Origin of the sequence: Persicitalea jodogahamensis (genome assembly GCF_014651615.1) — a bacterium.
Taxonomy (GTDB): Bacteria; Bacteroidota; Bacteroidia; order Cytophagales; family Spirosomataceae; genus Persicitalea; species Persicitalea jodogahamensis.
This window is the reverse complement of sequence record NZ_BMXF01000001.1, coordinates 1563185-1580103: the sequence shown is the minus strand read 5'-3', so window position 1 is coordinate 1580103 and position 16919 is coordinate 1563185. Positions and strand designations below refer to the sequence as shown.

At 51.8% G+C, this 16919-nt stretch carries 17 protein-coding genes; 12 read left to right on the top strand and 5 right to left on the bottom strand.

Features of this window, described 5'->3' with window-relative positions; translation table 11 throughout:
* Positions 1–100: 100 nt before the first annotated feature.
* Complete coding sequence (locus tag IE117_RS06515; protein ID WP_189563497.1) at positions 101–1189, bottom strand: MBL fold metallo-hydrolase; 1089 nt, start codon at positions 1187–1189, stop codon at positions 101–103.
* A gap of 137 nt (positions 1190–1326) precedes the next feature.
* Positions 1327–1605, bottom strand: coding sequence for a hypothetical protein (locus IE117_RS06510; protein ID WP_189563496.1), 279 nt, complete (start codon positions 1603–1605; stop codon positions 1327–1329).
* Between the two features lie 176 nt (positions 1606–1781).
* Here IE117_RS06510 and IE117_RS06505 point away from each other — a divergent pair, with 176 nt between their 5' ends.
* The 3 genes from IE117_RS06505 (at position 1782) to hslV (ending at position 3341) form a co-directional block, all read left to right on the top strand.
* The gene (locus IE117_RS06505; protein ID WP_189563495.1) at positions 1782–1955 is read left to right on the top strand and encodes a hypothetical protein; all 174 of its coding nucleotides are present in this window, start codon (positions 1782–1784) and stop codon (positions 1953–1955) included.
* A 31-nt stretch (positions 1956–1986) separates the two neighbouring features.
* Complete coding sequence (locus IE117_RS06500; protein WP_189563494.1) at positions 1987–2649, top strand: MOSC domain-containing protein; 663 nt, start codon at positions 1987–1989, stop codon at positions 2647–2649.
* A 152-nt stretch (positions 2650–2801) separates the two neighbouring features.
* Positions 2802–3341: an ATP-dependent protease subunit HslV gene (hslV, locus tag IE117_RS06495; RefSeq protein WP_189563493.1), complete on the top strand. Its 540-nt coding sequence runs from the start codon at positions 2802–2804 to the stop codon at positions 3339–3341.
* 59 nt (positions 3342–3400) lie between these two features.
* Here the strand turns inward: hslV and dacB are convergent, their stop codons facing one another.
* On the bottom strand, positions 3401–4918 hold the full coding sequence (gene dacB, locus IE117_RS06490) for a D-alanyl-D-alanine carboxypeptidase/D-alanyl-D-alanine endopeptidase (RefSeq protein WP_189563492.1): 1518 nt from the start codon (positions 4916–4918) through the stop codon (positions 3401–3403).
* Positions 4919–5260: 342 nt separating this feature from the next.
* Here dacB and IE117_RS06485 point away from each other — a divergent pair, with 342 nt between their 5' ends.
* The 5 genes from IE117_RS06485 to IE117_RS06465 all read left to right on the top strand — a co-directional run bounded on the left by IE117_RS06485 (position 5261) and on the right by IE117_RS06465 (position 13002).
* The gene (locus IE117_RS06485; RefSeq protein WP_189563491.1) at positions 5261–6184 is read left to right on the top strand and encodes a phytanoyl-CoA dioxygenase family protein; all 924 of its coding nucleotides are present in this window, start codon (positions 5261–5263) and stop codon (positions 6182–6184) included.
* 95 nt (positions 6185–6279) lie between these two features.
* Entirely contained in the window at positions 6280–7773 is a 1494-nt protein-coding gene (locus IE117_RS06480) for a Gfo/Idh/MocA family protein (protein WP_189563490.1), read from the top strand.
* Positions 7774–7926: 153 nt separating this feature from the next.
* Entirely contained in the window at positions 7927–10287 is a 2361-nt protein-coding gene (locus tag IE117_RS06475; protein ID WP_189563489.1) for a DUF1549 domain-containing protein, read from the top strand.
* Positions 10288–10386: 99 nt separating this feature from the next.
* On the top strand, positions 10387–11817 hold the full coding sequence (locus IE117_RS06470) for a DUF1501 domain-containing protein (protein ID WP_189564260.1): 1431 nt from the start codon (positions 10387–10389) through the stop codon (positions 11815–11817).
* A gap of 153 nt (positions 11818–11970) precedes the next feature.
* Positions 11971–13002: a glycosyltransferase family 9 protein gene (locus tag IE117_RS06465; RefSeq protein WP_189563488.1), complete on the top strand. Its 1032-nt coding sequence runs from the start codon at positions 11971–11973 to the stop codon at positions 13000–13002.
* A gap of 22 nt (positions 13003–13024) precedes the next feature.
* On the opposite strand, the gene IE117_RS06460 is transcribed toward IE117_RS06465, so the two are convergent.
* Complete coding sequence (locus IE117_RS06460; RefSeq protein ID WP_229580410.1) at positions 13025–13696, bottom strand: YggS family pyridoxal phosphate-dependent enzyme; 672 nt, start codon at positions 13694–13696, stop codon at positions 13025–13027.
* A gap of 113 nt (positions 13697–13809) precedes the next feature.
* Between IE117_RS06460 and IE117_RS06455 the strand changes: the two genes are divergently transcribed.
* The 4 genes from IE117_RS06455 to rplI all read left to right on the top strand — a co-directional run bounded on the left by IE117_RS06455 (position 13810) and on the right by rplI (position 15941).
* On the top strand, positions 13810–14751 hold the full coding sequence (locus IE117_RS06455) for a DUF8428 domain-containing protein (protein WP_189563487.1): 942 nt from the start codon (positions 13810–13812) through the stop codon (positions 14749–14751).
* An 84-nt stretch (positions 14752–14835) separates the two neighbouring features.
* Positions 14836–15219 (top strand): 30S ribosomal protein S6, encoded by a 384-nt coding sequence (gene rpsF / locus IE117_RS06450; RefSeq protein ID WP_189563486.1) that lies wholly within the window; start codon positions 14836–14838, stop codon positions 15217–15219.
* A gap of 3 nt (positions 15220–15222) precedes the next feature.
* Complete coding sequence (rpsR, locus tag IE117_RS06445) at positions 15223–15474, top strand: 30S ribosomal protein S18 (protein WP_189563485.1); 252 nt, start codon at positions 15223–15225, stop codon at positions 15472–15474.
* Between the two features lie 23 nt (positions 15475–15497).
* Complete coding sequence (rplI, locus tag IE117_RS06440) at positions 15498–15941, top strand: 50S ribosomal protein L9 (protein ID WP_189563484.1); 444 nt, start codon at positions 15498–15500, stop codon at positions 15939–15941.
* Positions 15942–16039: 98 nt separating this feature from the next.
* On the opposite strand, the gene IE117_RS06435 is transcribed toward rplI, so the two are convergent.
* On the bottom strand, positions 16040–16759 hold the full coding sequence (locus IE117_RS06435; protein ID WP_308439266.1) for a superoxide dismutase: 720 nt from the start codon (positions 16757–16759) through the stop codon (positions 16040–16042).
* Positions 16760–16919 lie beyond the last annotated feature (160 nt).

The window sequence follows — 16919 nt, the reverse complement described above, 5'->3', positions numbered from 1 at the left end:
ATATACGTTGCTACGCTACGATGTTGTTGAGAAATTTAATCAACATAAATTGACTAAGGTGTTGGCCAAATTCCCGAGGAAGAGCTCATTTTTTGAGTTTTTAACGCCACCATGCATTACCAGGAAGATTTTCGCCAATCGTGAAGGGCTGCCCAATCATCGGTGTCACCAATGGCAGGCCCAGCTCCTGCGCCCGCAACGACACCCGCTCGATTGGCTCATACCACGGGTGCAAAGCGAGTGTAAACTTGCCCCAGTGTACAGGCAACAGTACTTTTGCCCGTAGGTCGAGAGCGGCCTGAGCAGTCTCTTCGGGCATCATATGGATGTAGGGCCAGTTTTGGTTGTACTGCCCACATTCAAGCAGTGCCAGATCGAACGGCCCGTACTTCTCACCTATCTCCCTGAAATGGGTATCGTACCCAGAGTCGCCACCCAGATACAGCTTGTAGCCAGGCCCGTCCAATACAAACGACGACCATAAGGTTTGACCTCGCTTGAAGAGTCGCCCCGAAAAGTGACGTGCGGGCAGCGCGGTGAAGCGGAGGCTACCTTCGAGTTGCGCCTCTTCGTGCCAGGCCAGTTCGGTTATCATTTCTGGTGAGTAGTCCCAGCGCTCCAGATGCGCTCCTACGCCCAGCGACGTCACCACTTGCTTTACTTTGGGACGAAGCTGGCTGATCGTTTTATAATCCAGGTGGTCGTAGTGATCGTGCGTGAGCAACAAAATGTCAATTTCGGGCATATCAACTACTCCATATACGTTGCTTCCAGGGTAGTTTTTACCAAAAAAGGCAACTGGCGAAGCATTTCCGCTAAATACCGGATCGACCAGAATCGTTTTGACCGCGATCTTGAGCAGGTAGGATGAGTGCCCGAACCAAACTACTGTGGCTCCGTCAGATGGTAAGGTACTTAGGTCGGTCTTTACAGAGGGCAGCGGTTGGCTCGGTTGGCGATCTTTGCCCGGCCGCAGATAATCCCGCATGCTGCTCGCCATGCTACCTTTGGCCATGACTGGCGTCGGGCTAATATTCTGAAAACTACCGTCGCGGTAGTTCGTGACTTCTTTGATGCGACTGAGTCGGGTTCCGGATGGAGTGTGCCCAAAGACACGGCTTCCCAGATATTTTTTTGCAATAAAAGCGAGGACTGAAGACGACAGGAGTACTATTAGTAGGAGAGGCATAGTTTGTATATTCCTTAGACTGGGCGATATTAAGCGAAAGGTAAACAGAATAGATTTTAGTCGACTTAATCAACGCGTCCATTTAGCCCTTCGCCGCTAGATTCTACCGGATTGCTTAGGAGTAGTTGGTGGGCAAATCACTTTCTTGCCAACTCAGCCATTGATTTTTTCACGCTCCGCCAAGACTCGGGAATACCCTTTATGGGCAGATATGTTTTTACCCAGATCCTTGCGGAAGAATCGTCCTTTTTATGTTCTTCGGAGAGCGGCCCCCAACCACTGCCACCCGGCCCGAAACCTTCCACAAAAGTCAACGGCAGGCGTAATATTTCGCTACCTTCCTTCTGCCCTTCTCTGTTTTGGCAAGAAGCAAAGATGCAAGCGGTTAGTAGAAAGAAAATCAGTCTATTTCTCATTTTGCCGGTTGCTGGTTTAGCATGGTCATCTTGGCTACCAAAAGCAGGCATCCCCCCCTCCCTACCTGCTGCTCCATCCTGAACGTTTGGCCATCAGACGCCGTTATCAATTCAATTCCGGAATAAACTGGCACTAATCTGCATTTTCCCAACATCTGGAAAAACCCCGGCACCATATGAATACTACGTCACCCAAAAAAACAAAGAAGCAGGATGAAGAAATCTTCATTCAGGATGAATGCGGCGATACCTTGTGGGACGCCGTATTAGCTCAACCCCATCTCAATCAGACAGTCCGCGAGGAACAACCGGCCAAAGACCCGAAGCGGAACTCCAAGCCTAAAAATTAACAAATTCCTTATCCTAAAAACGTGCTGAGTTGTGCAAATTCATTCTGTCAACGTCGGGCTGCCCCGTACGGTCGAGTGGGAAGGGCGGATAGTTACCACGGGCATTTTCAAAGAGCCCGTCACCGGGCCGATCCCGCTGAATTTTGTCAATTTGCAGGGGGATCGCCAGGCCGACTTAACCGTTCACGGCGGGCCTGATAAGGCGGTTTATGCCTACGACCTGACACATTATGCAGTTTGGAAATCTGAAATCGCCCGCTCCGACTGGACACCCGGTCTTTTTGGTGAGAACCTCACGACCGAAGGATTGCTCGAATCCGAAGTACGAATCGGGGATCTTTTTCGGGCAGGCACGGCACTCTTGCGAGCAGTTCAGCCCCGGTTTCCGTGTTATAAGTTAAACGTACGCTTCGACGACCCTGGCATGACCCGACGATTTGCTCAGCTGGGGCGTCCAGGCATTTATTTTCGGGTAGTCGAACCGGGGATCATCGCGGCGGGGGATGCTCTGGCACTTACAGAAGCCGCTGAAACTGACGTCACGATCCAGACGGTAAACGATGTCGTTTTAAAACAAAAGGGTGACTATGAACTCGTCGCCCGCTTAGCTTCGCTGCCGCATCTGGCCGAATCGCTACGCGCCAAGTTTTCCAATCATGTGTCGCGCCAGCAAAGTCAGGATAAGCTATCGTGAAGTCTTCGTAAAAGTGGGCATCATACGCCAAAAGAAGATTTGTAAAGTTTCGTTCCGAACGTTCCCACTCAAATCCCGGTTATACTTCCCGATTCAGGCTCCGGCCAGAATCATTTTTTTTAGGTAAGTACCTCCAATCATTATATATCAAAATGGAAAAGATACATGCTACCACCGTCCTGGGCGTCCTGCACAATGGGATGCTGGCCCTCGGGGCCGATGGACAGGCCACGATGGGAAATACCGTCGCCAAGAGTAATGTCAAAAAAGTTCGCGCTTTACAGGGCGGCAAAATCCTGGTAGGCTTCGCCGGGTCCACGGCGGATGCCTTTTCGCTGTTGGAAAAATTTGAGGAAAAACTCAACGCCTACGGCGGCAACATGAAGCGCGCCGCCATCGAACTCGCCAAAGAATGGCGTACCGATCGGTACCTGCGTAAGCTGGAAGCGATGATTATCACGGCCAATCAGGAAGAGATTTTGGTCATCTCCGGCACAGGCGATGTGCTGGAACCCGAAAACGGTATTGCCGCCATTGGGTCAGGTGGCAACTACGCCTTATCCGCCGCCACCGCCCTCAAAAAACACGCCTCTCAACTCACCGCCGAAGAAATGGTCCGCGAAGGGCTGATGATCGCGGGTGATTTGTGCATTTACACGAATCAGAACCTCACGGTAGAAAAAATTGGATAAAAGGAGATGGGAGGAAAGGAAACTACCTGCGCCAGCATCCTTTTCTCCCATTCATCCTTTCAAAGTTCCCCCAAAAGCACCAGCAATTCCCTAAGCCGAAGACTCACCGTGCGGCTGCCATCCGGAAGGTACTTGTGAGCGATCATCGTGAAACTAAGGCGCTCTCCTTCCCTGGTGGTGACGTAGCCCGCGTAGGCGCGGGTGCCACCGATAGAGCCACTCTTGGCGCGGACGTTACCGGCGGCCTTAGTGCGCCGGCCAATGTTTCGGACGGTTCCGGTTTCGCCGAGAACGGCGATGCTATTGTAGAAATCAGTAAAATTCTTGTCTTTGGTAGCGGCGTTCAGTACGTCGGTCAGATTCTGCGCCGTGAGCGATCCGGTGGGCGATAGGCCGCTGCCGTCTTTGACGAAAAAACCGCGCATATCCGCCCCTTTCTTTCGCCAATAATCTGCTTCGGCCTCGGCGGCTTCGTCAAAGTCTGGCTTTCCATTGAGGCGGACGCCCGCCGTTTTCAGAAAAGCGTCGGCGTAAAGATTGATGCTCCACCAATTGGTTTGCTGGGCCAATTCCCGTAGCGTGGGTGAGTTATATTGGTCGATGACGGTGCGCGGCGCGGCAATGGCCGGAGACTTGGGTAGTACGCCGGGTTCACCGGCAACCCCGACGCCGCCTGCTTTCAGGGCTTGTGAAAGGCCAAAAGCGGCCACGTAGGCGGGCCGCGGCACGGCTCCTTTCACCGTAAAAGCGGATGAGCCACGCGGCACCGTCCCGGTCAGCAGAACCTGGTCACCGAGCGGACTGGCGTAAATATACACCTGATCGCCCGACCCGGCTTCACCCGTTGTAACGCGGTTTTCCAACTTCAAATAAGACAAATCAGGTTCCAGCTTGATCACCTCGGTCGGGTCGCCTACGTCGCGGCCTGCCTTAAAGGAAACGCGGTACAGGTTCTCGCGGAAATTCAGGCCCTGCACTCCCGCACCATAGTAGTTGCCCAGATCACCCCACACCCAGGTATCAGCAAGATTCTTATCATCAAAAATGGTAGGATCGGCCACAACCTGCCCCTGCACATAGCGGATGCCCGCCCGGCGCACGGCGACGGTCCAGCGGTTGAGCAATTGATCGCCGTCGGGGACACCGTCGAAACGGTCGCTGCCCAGCGACGGATCACCCGTACCGCGCAGGTAAAGGTTGCCCCGTAAGGTATCTTGAACGATTTGTCCGTCGTACTCCAGGTAGGTAGGATACGTGTAGTCCCCGCCCAGCACTGACAAAACGGTGGCTGTGGAAACCAGTTTAAGTGTGGAGGCCGAGGGTACTGACTGCTCTTGGTTGATACCCAGAATTGTCCGATCGTTTTTGGCAGATTTCAGGCAGAAGGTAAAAACGCCGTTCCGCATGAGTTCGGAGTTCTGCAGCTCGACTACGGCATCCGACAATCGGTCCAGGGCCAGCGAATCGATCGACTGAGCGTGGAGTGTTCCTACGCCTAAGACCAGTGAGAAAATCAGATACGACTTTTGGGCAATGACTTGAACGTTACGCCGAAAACGTTGGAGGGAATGGTACATTTCAGTGGATTGGTAGTATCTCTTTGAGCGGAGAAATCTCCTTTTGGCAACTACATTTTTGATGCCCTTGGAACAAAACTACGCGGGCAGGTTTAACTTTCTGACCTTTTGGGTTTGAAGAATCTTCACGAAAACAGAATCAGCCGAAAGCCAGTGCTGGATTCAACCTTACGACCTTTTTTGAATTTCGCCAAAAATTCCTCCAAACTACCCATCACATAAAAGGTATGCCATTGGCAGAAAAGCTATTTTGATTAACTTCGGGTTTCAGACTATTAGGCAGATAAAGTCGTAGTAGTCCCTATTCAAGGTACATTCAATACTTCACAATCCTCCTCAAAAATGAAAGACTATCACATGAATACGCCCTGGGTCGATTCACCCTTTTTCCAGCAGGAACTGGAAGAATCGCCTTTGGATGAAGCCACCAAAGAGATGGCCCGCCAGTACGCTGAGCGTGGCTATCTCATCATGGAGACCGGCTTGCCGGAAAGTACCTTCGACCGGATTGTCGAGCTTCTTGCCCCGCACTACAACGACCCGAGGTTGCAGGATGCCTGGAAAATCACTCCGCTTGTAAAAGAAGTGGCGGGCTGCGAGCGAATCATGGACATGCTGCGAATTCTGTATCGTCGGGAGCCTTTCCCCTTCCAGACGCTCAACTTCCACGTGGGCTCGCAGCAGAAAACGCACAGCGATTCAATTCATTTCTATTCCGTGCCCCAGCGCTTCATGTGCGGTGTATGGGTGGCCCTGGAAGACACCGACGAGTCGAACGGACCATTGCATTACTATCCAGGCAGCCACAAACTACCTTTTTACGACATGGCCGACATCAGTCTGCAGGGCTCGAAAGATGTCACGCAATACAACCAGTACCTCACCTATGAGAATTTTGTGCAGGACCTGATGGAAGCAACCGGGCAAAAGAAAGAGGTGTTTCACGTCAGGAAAGGGCAGGCGCTGATCTGGTCGGCAAACCTGTTTCACGGAGGTGAGCCCATTCTGCGACCCGGCAGCACCCGGCACAGCCAGGTGACCCATTATTTCTTTAAAGATTGCATGTATTACTCGCCCATTTGGTCGGATATCCCCATCGAAAAGATGTATATGCGTCGCCCGACTAACATTCTTACGGGTGAATTGATCGAAAATACCTATCTGAACCAGCCCGTTATGGGCCGGACAGGCTACAGCCCTTTTACCGAATACAAGAACAACCTCGAGAAGACGTTAAGAAGTCTGAAACGCAGCTTGTCCAAATAAAACCAAATTTTCCAGCAACAGAAAGAGGGTAATTTGTACTAAAAGCCCCCTTTTATATTTTATACGTTGTATCAAAAACCTAGTTAACCTTAATCATGGATCATAAAGACCAAAAAGGCACCGTTTCGCGGCGCAAATTCTTAAAAAACGGCACGGCGGCAGCAGTGGGTGCCTCCGCACTCGGCAGCTTCTTCATTGTGCCGCGTCACGTGCTGGGTAAAGGCTTCCGCGCGCCCAGTGATAAGCTGAATATCGCCGGTATTGGTATAGGCGGCAAAGGTTCATCCGATGTCAGGAATGCCTTTAATAATGGTAAAGAAAATATTGTGGCCCTCTGCGACGTGGATTGGGAACGCGGAAAGCAGAGTTTCGATGCGCATCCCAATGCCAAGAAATACAAGGATTTCCGTAAGATGTTTGATGAAATGGGCAAAGATATCGATGCCATAACCATCTCGACGCCCGATCACCAGCATGCCGTGGCCGCCATGGCCGCCATGCAGCTCGGCAAGCACGTATACGGTCAGAAGCCGCTTACGCACGACATCTACGAAACCCGAATGCTCACCGAAGGCGCCCGGAAATACAAAGTCGTAACCCAGATGGGCAACCAGGGTGCTTCCAATCCCGGTCAGCAGCAGATGATCGACTGGTTCAAGAAAGGACTGATCGGTACCGTAAATGAGGTGCACATCTGGACCAACCGTCCCGTGTGGCCGCAGGGTATTCCGGTACCCACGGGCAAAGGTCCCGCACCTTCTACTATCGATTGGGATTTATGGGTGGGCACTGCTCCCTGGGTGGAGTACACTCCCGCGTATCATCCCTTCAAGTGGCGGGGATGGTGGGATTTTGGTACGGGCGCTCTTGGCGACATGGGCTGTCACCTGATCGACCCTCCTTTCCGGGTGCTGGGTCTGGGCTATCCCACGGAAGTGGAGTGTAGTGTGGGCTCGGTGTTCCTGAAAGACTGGGACCCTGAGTACATTCCGGAGGGCTGCCCCCCCTCGTCGCGCACGCAACTGAAATTCCCGGCTACTAAAAATAACAAATCGGAAGTCAAGATGGTGTGGTACGATGGCGGCCTGCGCCCCGCCCACCCCGACTTGATTCCCGCCAACGATCCGCTGGGCGACGATGACAGCTCTAACGGTGCCATCCTGATCGGCGATAAGGGAGTGATGACCTGCGGTACTTACGGCCTCGTACCGAAGCTTTACACCAAAGACGGTAAGAAAATGGAAATGACCAAGAGCGGTGAGTTCGATACCAAGTACACACCATTGCCTGAGTATGGTCACCATGTCGCCTGGACCGACGCCTGCAAAGCTGGCTTTAACAGCAAGGAACACAAAGAGCTGCGGTCGTCTTTCGACTACGCTGGTCCCTTGAACGAAACCGTCATCATGGGTAACCTCGGCATCCGCAGCTACACGCTTCGCGAGCCACGCGCCGACGGTAAGGGTTTCACTTTCCCTGGCCGCAAAAAACTGTTGTGGGATGGCAAGAACATGAAAGTGACCAACTTTGATGCCGCCAACCAGTTCGTGAAGCGTGACTACCGCGGAGACTGGACGCTGGGAGCGTAAAGTTTTCAAATTTTTGTGATTTAGCGAGACCATTTTCGGCTCCTCTATCCTGTAATTAATTGAAGGTCTGCTGGTGGCATCGGCAGACCTTCTTTTTTAGTAGAACTTCTGCCCTGTTACCTTTATTCTTAACAAGAAAAAAAATCACCTCTGATGCAGGAAGCAATACAAAACTTCTGGCTTTGGCAATTTCTGGGCCGGCTCCATCCGCTGATTGTACATTTCCCGGTAGGTTTGTTGTGCGTGGCCCTGCTACTGGAAATTCTCGATTGGCGCAGTCACAACAAAAACTTTCGCGCGGGTACCGCCGCCTTGGTCTGGATCGGCACGGTGAGTTCGGTGGTAGCGGTGGCGTTCGGATTATTGCTGGCCAACGTGGAAGACTACAGCGGAGAAGCGGTAGAATTTCACCAGTGGGCGGGCATAGCCACCATGTCGCTGTCATTGCTGACCCTATGGCTGCTACGCTCAGGGCGTATGGGGGCATTTCATTCCATGCTGATTCTCACCGTAGTTGGAGTCAGCGTCGCGGGACATTACGGCGCTATGCTCACTCATGGCGACGACTACCTTACCAGCGTTCTGCCTCATACTAATGAAGCACGGGAAACTGATTTTGATGCGACTCAATTTTCATTTGCTTCCAATGATGGTCAGCCCCTTTCCGAAACACAGGTGGCGGAATTGAACCTGGAAGTACGCTCCATCCTGGCGCATAACTGTTACAGTTGCCACGGGGCTACCAAGAGCAAAGGTGAACTACGGCTCGACAAGCGGGAGTTTATCGACAAAGGCGGCGAAAACGGTATCGTATTGGTGGCTCGTCAGCCCGAAAAAAGTGAAATGATCCGGCGTATCAAACTACCCACTGGCCACGACGATGCCATGCCAACCAAAGGCAAGCGACTTACAGAGAAAGAAGTGGCAGTTCTCGAATTCTGGATCAAGCAGGGTGCACCCTGGCCCAGTGGGGAGGAGAAGAGTATTTTCCGCGTCGCTCCGCTCGAGCCGCGTAACCCTGATTTACCGCCTGCCGTGGCCGGGCTCTCCAATCCCGTGGACCGATTTGTCAACGTTTATTTTAAGCAAAATAAAGTCGCCTGGCAGGAATCCGTGAGTGATCGTGTTTACATCCGTCGGGTATTTCTGGATGTGATCGGTTTGTTGCCACCGCCTCAAAAGGTAGTAGCATTCATGGCGGATAGCCGCCCTGACAAAAGGGAAACACTGGTGCGGGAACTACTGAACCGTAACGAGGACTATGCCCAGCACTGGCTCACGTTTTGGAACGACGCCCTGCGCAACGATTATTCGGGCACGGGCTACATCACGGGCGGGCGCTCCGATATCACGAAATGGCTGTATAATTCCCTGAAATCCAACAAGCCCTACAACTGGTTTGTGCGTGAACTCGTGAGTCCTACCAAAGAGTCCGCTGGATTTGTGAAAGGCATCAAATGGCGCGGTACTATCAATTCCAGCCAAAGGGTCGAGATGCAGGCCGCGCAGAATGTGGCGCAGGTATTTTTAGGGTTGAACCTCAAATGTGCTTCGTGCCACGACAGCTTCGTGAGCGACTGGAAGCTGGCCGATGCCTACGCTTTTGCCAATATTTTTTCTGACACGCTCCTGGAAATCAATCGCTGCGACCAGCCCACCGGGAAGATGGCCGGACGGGCCATACTTTTCAAGGATTTAGGCGAAATTAGCGTAGACGCTCCTACTGAGGAACGGCTCCGCGAACTGGCCGATTTCCTGGTCCAGCCTAAGGACGGACGTCTGTACCGTACACTGGTTAATCGGATTTGGGCGCAACTCATGGGGCGCGGAATCGTCGAGCCGGTGGATGTAATGGACAATCTGCCATGGAGCCAGGACCTGCTCGATTGGCTGGCCTATGACTTTGTACAAAACGGCTATGACATCAAAAAACTGATGTTTACGATACTGACTTCTAAAACCTATCAAATGCCTTCTGTCGGTGTAAAGGAGCCGGACATACTCACCTCACCCAATTACGTCTTCAACGGCATGGTACGCCGCCGCCTCACCGCCGAGCAGTTCGCCGACGCGGTGAGCGTGGCCTTCAACCCCGTCTACCCTGATTCAGCGGTTGAGTTCAAGCGCTTACCCGAAACCATCGCCCAGGAAATTCCCTTCCCCCGGGCTGCGCTAGTGAAAAACGACCCGTTCCTGACCGCGTTGGGACGGCCCAATCGCGAGACAGTAAGTACCGGCCGCAGTTCACAGGCGAACTTGTTGCAAGCCCTCGAACTGACTAACGGTGAGAAGTTCAATTCTTCCATTGAGCAGGGAGCGGAGCGCTGGAAAGCCAAGTACCCGCAGTCAGATGCTCTCATAAAAGCTCTTTATCGCCGGGCATTAGGTCGAAATCCGGTTTCAAAGGAACTAGCGGTGGCCGAAAAAATGCTGGGTAAGACCCCCAGTGTCGAAGGAATAGAGGATTTGGCCTGGGCAATTGTGCTGCATCCTGAATTTCAGCTGATATTTTGAAGGAAGGATAAAGGCAAAAAGGACTTTACAACTTATGAAAACTACGGCGCCAGAAATTTTACTCCCTCCTCCTTCATGCGAACGTTACTTAAAAGTACCATGACACAAACCTGGAATCGCAGAGAATTTTTACAGCGCACAAGCGCTGCCACGCTGGCTGCATTGGCGGCGGGTGCGCCGGTGTCCGGTTTTTTATCAAGTTGCAGCAAAGTACAGGGCCGCACCGATGGCACCGCTGACACGGTGATCCTGTTGTGGATGGCCGGAGGCATGGCCCATACCGAAACTTTCGACCCCAAGCGCTACACACCTTTCGAGAAAGACATGGAAGGTAATCGCGTGCTAAGTACTTTCCCTTCGGTACCGACGGCACTGGATGGCATTCACTTCTCCGAGGGCCTGGAAGCCATTGGTAAAGTGATGGACAAAGGCGCATTGATCCGCTCCTACGTTGCCGCTGACCTGGGCCATATCCTGCACTCCCGGCATCAGTACAACTGGCACACCTGCTACGAACCGCCCCAGACTGTGGCCGCACCGCACATAGGGGCATGGATTGCCAAAGAATTAGGCCCCAAAAACCCGGTCATTCCGGCTTTTGTGGATATAGGACAGCGGTTCACCGTAGGTGAGGCGGAAGAATTAAAAGCTTTTCACACGGCGGGATTTCTGGGCAATGAGTTTGGTCCCTTTTTCATTCCCGACCCGACGCAGGGACTGGATAGCGTCCGCCCGCCCATAGGCATGGACGCCAAACGATTCGAGCGACGCAACCAGCTGTATAATGATCTGATCAGCAGCAGCCCGGTGGGCGAATACGGCAGCGACTACCAGAAGGAATCACTGCGCCGCTCGATGGAGCAAGCTTATGCACTGCTTAATTCGCCCGAGGCCAAAGCCTTCGACCTCAGCACCGAACCGCAGGAAAGCTACGATAAGTACAACACCGGAAAATTCGGCCTAGGCTGCTTGCTGGCGCGTCGGCTCACTGAACAAGGTGCGCGGTTCATCAGCGTCACGACCGAGTACGAGCCGTTCAAAGGCTTCGATACCCACGAGAATGGGCATACCCGGATGGCCGATATGAAGAAGATGATCGATGGCCCCGTGGCGCAACTAATTAAGGATCTGGACCAAAGCGGGCATCTCGACCGCACGCTGGTGGTACTGGCCAGCGAATTCAGCCGCGACATGATGGTGGAGGGCCGCCCCGATCAAAAGGTCAAGGAACAGGTTAATCAGCCGGATATTCTTTCGGATATGAAGTTCTACGGCATGCACCGCCACTTCACCGATGGCTGCTCCATGCTGATGTTTGGCGGTGGCGTGAAACGCGGCTTTGTCTATGGCAAAACCGCCGACGAACGGCCCTGCAAATCCATCGAAAATCCAGTAAAAATCGACGGTATTCATCAGACGATCTACCACGCGCTGGGCATCCCACCGGATACTAACTACGAGGTTGAGAGACGGCCTTTTTATACTACCCCGGATGGCAAAGGGAAAGCGGTGATGGAGCTGCTGGGGTAATAGGAGGTACTTTCCGTATCTGCCTCCTTTATGTACAATTCTGTATACGTCCAAAACTCTATCTTTCAGCCACAAGAAAGTACCAAACGCCAGGCACAAACCCCAAAACAATTTTCTTCCCTAACTTGCGGCGCAAATGAACGCCGCACACGAATGAGCCTGCAATCCTTTATCGCCCTCTGGAAGCACCGCTACCGCAAGTATAGCCATATCGCCAAAGCACATCTTCTGGCTTACCGGGCTCAACTTTATTTCAGTTCGAAGAAGAGACGTCTGAAAAAAGATTTGGTCGCCGTGATCCGTACGGAGCACTTCGGCGATATTGTGGCCGTCGAGCCGCTGTCGCGGCAGGTTCGGGCCTTACACCCCGATGCCCACATCGTTTGGTTTGTCAAACCGGTATTCAAAGAACTTGTGGACACGAATCCAAACGTAGACGAGTCCTTCCCGGAATTCTGCGTGACCCAGCGGCAGGTACTTCTGAAAACGAGCGTGTTTGATCAGGTCTACGAATTGCAATTCCGCAACAACAATCATTGTCCGGTCTGTGATGTGTTTGTAGAAAATCCGCTGGCGATAGCAAAGGGTATCAACGTGCACACCTATTTTAACTTCGGAAATTTGCTGGAAGTTTTTGCGCAGGTAGGCGGACTACCCATTCCGAAAGATGAACAGCCCAGGCTCTATTTGCAGGAAAGGCACCAACGGAAAGTGGATACCCTGGAACTACCTGAGCGCTTCATCGCCGTGCATTGCCAGTCGAACTACGCCCCCAAGGATTGGCCCGCTGACCGTTGGAATGCATTGATTCCGCAGCTGGCAGACAAGTACGGGATGCCAGTCGTGGAAATGGGCCTGGCGAGCAATTTAGCGGTTTCCCATCCCGCTTACCGCAACCTCTGCGGCAGGTTGTCGATTCTGGAAACGGCGGAGGTGATTCGGCGAGCCGAATATTTCATCGGGCTGGACAGCGGCCCGGCGCATCTGGCCAACGCCAGCGGTACTTTCGGCTTCGTACTTATGGGTTCTCTAAATGAATTTGCGTCATACAACCCCTATTCCGGTGCCTATGGCAGCGGAGCGAACTGCGTTCTTATTCGCCAGGAAGGCTATCCCTGCTCACAACTACCTCTGAACACCGTACTGAGTGCCATTGACAAGAAGGTTTCCGTTCCGGCAAAATAATAAGCGGGTTTCTGAAAGTACTTCATTTTCTGGCTCCGAAAATAGCGCTGCCCACTCGCACCATCGTGCTGCCTTCTTCAATGGCAATCAGGAAATCGTTACTCATGCCCATTGACAGAATCTGCATGTTCATTTTTTCGCTTTCCCTTTTCTTCAGATCCTCAAAAATCCGACGCAATCCACCGAACTCTTTCCGGAGTTGGGCATCGGGCGCATCGTAGGTGGCCATACCCATCAACCCTTGGATACGAATATTATCCATGGCCCCGAATTCGCCAGAATCCAGTAGGTCCGCTGTTTCCTGCTCCGACAGCCCAAACTTGGTTTCTTCCTCGGCAATATGGATTTGCAGCAGACAGTCAATGGTTCGGTTGTTCTTTTTGGCCTGCTTGTTGATCTCTTTAAGTACTTTCAGGCTGTCCACCGAATGAATGAGCGAGACAAAGGGTGCGATATATTTGACTTTATTGGTCTGCAGGTGACCGATCATATGCCACTCGATATCCTTGGGTAGTTCCTCGTGTTTTTCGACCATTTCCTGGACCTTGTTCTCACCAAAGACTTTGCAGCCTGCGTCGTAGGCCTCCTGCAGAATATGCAGGGGCTTGGTTTTGGTGACGGCCACCAGTGTAACACTGGGCTTCAAATGACTTTCGACTTCGGCAATATTTTCCTTTACTGATATATCTCCCATTAAAAATCTGACTACTAACTACTTATAATTGATGTAAAAATAATATGGTATATTTGCGGCTTATTTAAAGAACCGATTCTACCACGATTGCTTTAACCTAACTGAAACTCCGTATGGATTACAATCAAGATCAAAAACAAGACCGCCGCACCCTGCTTTGGGCTGCACTGGCCGTTTTGGCTATTCTGAACGTCGTGCTATTTTATTTCTACTACCAGGAAAGGCAGAATAACCGCGACAAAGATACCATCATCGCCGCCAAGACCGACGAGGTGCTGTCCACCAAGAACAAACTTGATTCGATCTCAGTGCAGTTGGATGCCAAAATTGCCGAAATTCAGCAATTGGGTGGTAGTGTAGATTCACTAATCGTGCTGAAGCAGGAGCTGGAGCGGGACCGGCAGGCGCTGCGAAATTCCAATGCCTTCTCAGCCAAAAAATATGAAGACAAAATCCGTAACTACGAATCGATCCTGAATCAAAAAGATACCGAAATCGCCCAATTGAAGGAGGAATTGGGGATCGTCACGGCCAAAAATGAGGAGCTGAATCTGGCCGTAACCGGACTGGAAGACGAAAAACAGTTGCTTTCGGATTCGGTCACCAACTATGCCGTACAAAACCGCGAACTAAACGAAAAAGTCACGATTGCCTCTGCCCTTCGCGCTGAGAACATTTCGGTAAATGCCCTCTCCTCGAAAGGAAAGGAACGCGACGGTGGAAGCTACAAGGCGCGCCGCATCGACAAATTGAGGATCGACTTCCGGCTGGCACCCAATGCCGTAGCCAAGCAGGATCGTAAGGAGGTATATCTCCGCATCCTCGACCCGGACGGAGCCGTACTTTCCGACATGGCCACGGGTTCGGGGGCTTTCATTCATAATGGTCGGGAGATGATTTACAGCTCCAAGGAAGCCATCAACTTCAACAACACTGGCCAAACAATGGACATCATGTATGGCCGTGGCGGAGTCCCTTTCAAAGATGGCAAGTACACCGTCGAGCTATACAGTGAAGGATTCAAGATCGGGCAGGGAGATTTTATAGTGAAATAGACAGTCGATTTGCTTTTTCCGCTGAAAACTCCTACTTTCGCACCCTCATTTTGAGAAAATTAACAAATAACCAATTCATTTCGTATGAACAATCAGTATGAAACGGTGTTCATTTTAACTCCCATCTTATCTGAGGCCCAGATGAGGGACGCCGTTGACAAGTTCCGTAAAATCCTCACCGACAACGGCGCGGAACTGGTACACGAGGAAGACTGGGGACTGCGCAAGCTGGCCTACCCTATCCAGAAGAAGAACACGGGCTTCTACAATTTGATGGAGTACACCGCACCGGGCAACGTCATCGCGTTGCTCGACACCGAATTCCGCCGCGATGAGCGTGTGATCCGTCACATGACTGTCGCACTCGACAAGCACGCCATCGCCTATAACGAGAAAAAGCGTAAGGGGCTGATGAATAAGCAAAAGGAAGCCGCTATTGATGAATCTCAAAAACCAGCTGAAGCATAAGCCATGACACTTGTAAACGAACCAATCGACAAGACCCAGAATCGCAAGAAGTACTGCCGTTTCAGAAAGGCGGGCATCAAATACATCGACTATAAGGATCCCAACTTCCTGTTGAAGCTCGTCAATGAGCAAGGACGTATCCTTCCCCGCCGCCTGACCGGCACCAGCCTGAAGTACCAGCGCAAAGTGGCCCAGGCCATCAAGCGGTCGCGCCACCTGGCACTGATGCCGTTTGTCGCCGATCAATTGAAGTAATCACGTAAAAGAGATCGCAAGAAATGGAAATCATATTATTGACAGATATTGCCAAAGTCGGCTATAAGAACGACATCGTGTCGGTGAAGAACGGCTACGGCCGCAATTACCTTATCCCACAAGGATACGCGTTGCTGGCCAATTCCTCCAACCGAAAGGTGGTGGAAGAAAACATCCGCCAGGCGGCACACAAGGCCGAAAAGATGAAAAACGAGGCCGAAGAAATCGCGGCCGCTATTGGTGAGGCAGAAATTAACATTCCTGCCGTTGTGGGTGAGAGCGGCCGCATTTTCGGTCGTGTTACCAACACGCAGGTAGCCGATGCTCTGAAAGCCAAAGGTTTCGACATCGACCGTAAGAAAATCACCGTGGAGGAAGTAAAATCAGTTGGTACTTACGACGCCGTCATCGACCTGCATAAGGAGGTGAAGCACACGATAAAAATCAACGTTGTTCCTGCTGAGTAGGCGTTGCTTTACGAGTTTTTGAAAACAAAAGAGGCCCGGTCGATTCCGGGCCTCTTTTGTTTTCATCCTGAATAGTCTTGAAAATGAAAATCCCAGAATTAAGATTTTCCGTTTTTCATCAGCTCCGCCACGCGATCCCAGTTGACTATGTCCCAGAATGCACTCACATAGTCGCCGCGTTTGTTCTGGTACTTGAGGTAGTAAGCGTGCTCCCAAACGTCGAGTCCCAGCAAGGGCCTTCCCTTGAATTCAGAGATGCCCATTAACGGGTTGTCCTGGTTGGGCGTCGATCCAACGGCAAGTTTGCCATCCTGCTCTACCAACCATGCCCAGCCCGAACCAAAGCGGCCTGATGCTTCTTTGCCAAATGCCTCCTTGAAGCTGTCGAATGAACCGAATTGCCCGTTGATGGCCTCGGCGACTGCACCCGTTGGCGTGCCACCCTTTCCCGGTGCCATCGCCTCCCAGAAAAAACTGTGATTCCAGTGACCGCCACCGTTGTTACGGATCGCTTCGGGGGCGTTGCTGATGTTTTTCAGGATATCGTCCAGGCTCATTTTTTCGTACTCCGTACCCGTCACGGCAGCGTTGAGCTTGTCAACATAGCCCTTCGCATGTTTGTTGTAGTGGATATCCATCGTTTGTGCGTCAATGGAGGGCTGCAATGCTCCAAAATCGTAAGCAAGGGGCTTCTGGGAATAGGGAGCCATCATTTCGGCACTTTCCTTGGAGGAAGTCTGGCAAGCCGACTGGGTGGACAACGCGCCAACGGCCAGTGTGGTACCGGCCAGCGAACGTAAAAACTCAATGCGATTCATACTAGTTGTGGGTCTTAGGGTTTGAAAAAGAGTTGGAAGCTTACTTGGTGTTGCTATTTATCACTTATTACGGCTTTTTAGCGCAAAGTTTTGAAAAAAAATCGGGGCTTTAACCAAAAAGAATTCCGTGTAAGTACTGCACGGAATTCTTTTTGGTCTT

Bases quoted from the DNA above. Each gene is read 5' to 3' on its own strand.
- IE117_RS06480 (WP_189563490.1), top strand. From the start codon at position 6,280: ATGGATCATAAAGACCAAAAAGGCACCGTTTCGCGGCGCAAATTCTTA.
- IE117_RS06510 (WP_189563496.1), bottom strand. From the start codon at position 1,605: ATGAGAAATAGACTGATTTTCTTTCTACTAACCGCTTGCATCTTTGCT.
- dacB (WP_189563492.1), bottom strand. From the start codon at position 4,918: ATGTACCATTCCCTCCAACGTTTTCGGCGTAACGTTCAAGTCATTGCC.
- IE117_RS06475 (WP_189563489.1), top strand. From the start codon at position 7,927: ATGCAGGAAGCAATACAAAACTTCTGGCTTTGGCAATTTCTGGGCCGG.
- IE117_RS06435 (WP_308439266.1), bottom strand. From the start codon at position 16,759: ATGAATCGCATTGAGTTTTTACGTTCGCTGGCCGGTACCACACTGGCC.
- IE117_RS06460 (WP_229580410.1), bottom strand. From the start codon at position 13,696: ATGGGAGATATATCAGTAAAGGAAAATATTGCCGAAGTCGAAAGTCAT.
- IE117_RS06465 (WP_189563488.1), top strand. From the start codon at position 11,971: ATGAGCCTGCAATCCTTTATCGCCCTCTGGAAGCACCGCTACCGCAAG.
- IE117_RS06515 (WP_189563497.1), bottom strand. From the start codon at position 1,189: ATGCCTCTCCTACTAATAGTACTCCTGTCGTCTTCAGTCCTCGCTTTT.
- IE117_RS06455 (WP_189563487.1), top strand. From the start codon at position 13,810: ATGGATTACAATCAAGATCAAAAACAAGACCGCCGCACCCTGCTTTGG.
- IE117_RS06470 (WP_189564260.1), top strand. From the start codon at position 10,387: ATGACACAAACCTGGAATCGCAGAGAATTTTTACAGCGCACAAGCGCT.
- rpsF (WP_189563486.1), top strand. From the start codon at position 14,836: ATGAACAATCAGTATGAAACGGTGTTCATTTTAACTCCCATCTTATCT.
- rplI (WP_189563484.1), top strand. From the start codon at position 15,498: ATGGAAATCATATTATTGACAGATATTGCCAAAGTCGGCTATAAGAAC.
- rpsR (WP_189563485.1), top strand. From the start codon at position 15,223: ATGACACTTGTAAACGAACCAATCGACAAGACCCAGAATCGCAAGAAG.
- IE117_RS06485 (WP_189563491.1), top strand. From the start codon at position 5,261: ATGAAAGACTATCACATGAATACGCCCTGGGTCGATTCACCCTTTTTC.
- hslV (WP_189563493.1), top strand. From the start codon at position 2,802: ATGGAAAAGATACATGCTACCACCGTCCTGGGCGTCCTGCACAATGGG.
- IE117_RS06505 (WP_189563495.1), top strand. From the start codon at position 1,782: ATGAATACTACGTCACCCAAAAAAACAAAGAAGCAGGATGAAGAAATC.